This window comes from Caldibacillus sp. 210928-DFI.2.18 (assembly GCF_020554505.1).
GTDB lineage: Bacteria > Bacillota > Bacilli > Bacillales > Caldibacillaceae > Caldifermentibacillus > Caldifermentibacillus hisashii.
Map to the genome: position 1 here is coordinate 1 of NZ_JAJCHL010000158.1, position 3,286 is coordinate 3,286.

The window sequence follows — 3,286 nt, forward strand, 5'->3', positions numbered from 1 at the left end:
CAAAAATCCCTATACATCGGGGGTTTTACTATCGCTAAGGTTGAACTTGAGTTTAAGGAATAATTTATTGTGTAATTTTCTCGCAAGGATAACAAAATAGCGTTTCCATTATAAGAATTAAGGTGAACATCCATATGGAAAATGAAGTATATATAGAAAAATTAATAAATTCATTAAAAAATAGGTTGGATAAAAATAGTGCACTGTATCGGAACACTTATTTTGGAAATGTAGTTCTCTCAAAAGTAAAGTTTTACCTTGCCTGTACTGATGAAGAACTAAAAAAATATAGTAGTATTCCATTACCGGTGGATTATCTTCAATTTTTAAAAATATCTAATGGAGCAGAACTGTTTACCGATGATTATAAAGGTAGCCGGGCATTATTTGAATTATATTCTTTGGATAAAATTTTTGAAGGGAAAAATTTCTAGGTGAATAACTTGAAAATCGAGGATGTATATCCGATTGGTCATTTATTAGACAATGCCGATTTAGTCGTGAACATTCGGGATCTTAGAAACGGGGGACAATACCTTTCTCTATCGGATGGTTCAAAAAAATTTAATTATACATTTCAAGAATGGCTTGATAAATTTATCATTGCTCAAGGAAATGAATTTTGGTTACTGGATCAGCCTTTTAGATAATAAAGACACGCCCTTATTTCATGGTCACACTTGAGATGATTTTTCAAATGCAGTTCATTCAGCTTAGTTAGGGGAAATTTCTGAACTTTGAGGGGATCATCACCCATATTGAACGTGGCGATTATAAAATAATGAAAGTTGAAAGTAATGTTACTGAATCACCGATTGGGTTAATTAACCATCAGTGGAGAGGTCCACTGATGGAAGCTTCACTTTATAACATACTTTTGTATAATGGAAATGCTAATCCGCAATCCCCCATATAAATCATGTTACTTTTGGGCAAAGGAAGCTAGTCATGCTTTAGAGGCACAACTGCTATCGTGCATCTTGAGATACAAATCAGTTTGTCCTCTTCATCTTTGATTTGGATTTCCCAAATTTGGGTGGTCCGGCCTTGATGCAAGACTTTCCCTTCTGCCGTAACGATTCCTTCTCTTTTTGAACGAACATGATTTGCGTTAATTTCCAGACCAAAACATGTTTCATTTTCTTGATCAATCAGCAGATAGGCTCCGACGCTTGCAACTGTTTCAGCCAGCGCAACCGAGGCACCTCCGTGAAGATACCCCAGCGGCTGTCTCGTTCTATCATCCACCGGCATTGTCGCAGTTACAAATCCTTTTTCTAAAATTTTTATTTCAATTCCTAAACTATCTGTCAATCCTTTTGAATACAAGTACTTCCCCCCTTAAAAAACTTTTTATCCCACCTGAACGGCGAGTCAAGACCCACACCCAGGATTTTCGAGCTTCCAAAGACGATAGGTGGGGACAAACAAAAGCCCACTAATGGAAGTTTCACTGGTATATATCTATATTCGCCCTAAAGTTGAGTTTTTCCTTCTTAACATTTGCTGAGAAATAGTGAAAAATTAATTCAAAGTACTGAAATTGCCTTGTTCTAGATCTTTTTGGTCTCTTTTTACACTCCAAAGTAAGAGGAAGAAAGCGAAGGATAGGATGCCGCTTGTTACAAAAAACACAGAATGGATGCCGATAAATCCCGAAATGGTTCCACCTAATACCGGTCCAATGACATTTCCTAAAAATCGGAAGCTGACATTATAACCGTTCACTTCACCTTGAACTTGTAACGGTGCCACTTGCCGGATATAAGCGGTCATACAAGGAATAATTCCTCCTGTTACCATACCGAACAAAAAGCGCAAGATCACAAGTTGCCACAAGGCTGTTACCATTCCTTGAGGGATAAATACAATGGCCCCACCGATCAGTAAAGCCATAATTACTTTTTCATAGCCAATTTTGTCTCCAAGTCTACCCCAACGCCGTGTTGCCAGTAAATTCCCAAAACCGGTTGCTGAAAAAGCAAGTCCGGCTAAAAAGGCTACACTTTCCGTATGTGCCAACTCATTGACATAGATTGCCGAGAGCGGCTGAATAGTGAAGTTGGCTACTTGGACTAGCAGTGAAATAATCATGACTGTAAACAATACTTTCTTTTGAAAAATAAATTCAAGGACTTCCCGTCTCGTAAATTCTTTTGTTTTGGCTTTTTTCTCTGTTTGCCGAACCTCTTTTACTCCAAAAATAACAAACAAGGAAGCTACCGATATAGCAATGGCTGTATAGATAAATGTATATTTAAAGCCAAATTGATCGGCCAGCAATCCGCCGATAAGTGGCCCAAAGAGAGAACCGGTTACGTTCCCTGTTTGCAGGAGTCCCAGAACCTCACCAACCTTTTTCTTCGGTGTTTGAGCTGCAATCATCGCTAGTGATGTTGGGATAAACCCGGTGACCGCCCCCATAATAAATCTAAGAATAAACAGTTGGTGGACAGTATGCATAAAGCCCATAAAGAAAAGACTAATGGCAATCCCAAATCCTGTTATTAGTAAAACGGGCTTGTATCCATACTTATCGCCAACCCGTCCCCATATGGGTGAGAAAATAAATGCAGTTAAAAACGTGATACCAAACACATATCCTGCCCATTTTTGGACGTATTCTGTTGTAAAATCCCCCATTGTATTAATGTAAAGGGATAGAAACGGCATAATCATCGTTGTACTGGAAGCAACTAAAAAATTGGCGACCCACATAATTAATAAGTTTCTCTTTTCTGGTTTCATCGTGATCACCTTCATAAAATATTTCGTATCTCTAACTATTATACATAGTTTTTCATCTTAAATAAAGACTTTCGGGTTTCGAAATATTGGTCGTTTTTTATCTAAATGTGATATTTTTTGGCGATAAGAGCGAATCTCGTCGCTGTTTTTGGGCGAGGAAGTCGTATTTTTGACGACGAAACTGAATCTCGTCACCATTTTTAGCTGAGAAAAGCGCAATTTTGACGACGAGACGCGTTCTCGTCGCCATTTTGAGTTGGAAAAAGCACTATTTTGCCGACGAGATTCGTTCTCGTCACCATTTTGAGCCGGAAAACGCCATTTTTTGACGACGAGCCTCAATCTCGTCGCCAATTTCGGGTGAGAAATCCACATTTTTGACGACGAAACCAAATCTCGTCGCCATTTTGAGGCGGAAAACCCCATTTTTGGGCGACGAGACTCAATCTCGTCACCATTTTGAGCCGGAAAACCCCATTTTTGGGCGACGAGGCCAGTTCTCGTCACCGTTTTTGGTCGAAAACCTCTCAATTTTGGC

5 protein-coding genes are annotated in these 3,286 nt (G+C 39.0%); 2 read left to right on the plus strand and 3 right to left on the minus strand.

Going from position 1 to position 3,286, the window contains the following annotated elements:
• Window positions 1–134: 134 nt before the first annotated feature.
• A complete protein-coding gene (locus tag LIZ98_RS17135) occupies window positions 135–434 on the plus strand; it encodes an SMI1/KNR4 family protein (RefSeq protein ID WP_227140368.1) in 300 nt (99 codons plus the stop codon).
• Complete coding sequence (locus tag LIZ98_RS17140) at window positions 435–650, plus strand: hypothetical protein (protein WP_227140367.1); 216 nt, start codon at window positions 435–437, stop codon at window positions 648–650. It begins immediately after the preceding gene.
• Window positions 651–942: 292 nt separating this feature from the next.
• Here LIZ98_RS17140 and LIZ98_RS17145 read toward each other — a convergent pair whose 3' ends face one another.
• From LIZ98_RS17145 to LIZ98_RS17155, 3 genes are all read right to left on the minus strand, one after another.
• The gene (locus tag LIZ98_RS17145; protein WP_034772052.1) at window positions 943–1,329 is read right to left on the minus strand and encodes a hotdog fold thioesterase; all 387 of its coding nucleotides are present in this window, start codon (window positions 1,327–1,329) and stop codon (window positions 943–945) included.
• Window positions 1,330–1,524: 195 nt separating this feature from the next.
• Window positions 1,525–2,748, minus strand: a complete 1,224-nt coding sequence (locus tag LIZ98_RS17150; RefSeq protein ID WP_227140366.1) for an MFS transporter — start codon at window positions 2,746–2,748, stop codon at window positions 1,525–1,527.
• 57 nt (window positions 2,749–2,805) lie between these two features.
• On the minus strand, window positions 2,806–3,286 hold a 481-nt coding region (locus LIZ98_RS17155), incomplete at its 5' end, for a hypothetical protein (RefSeq protein ID WP_227203161.1).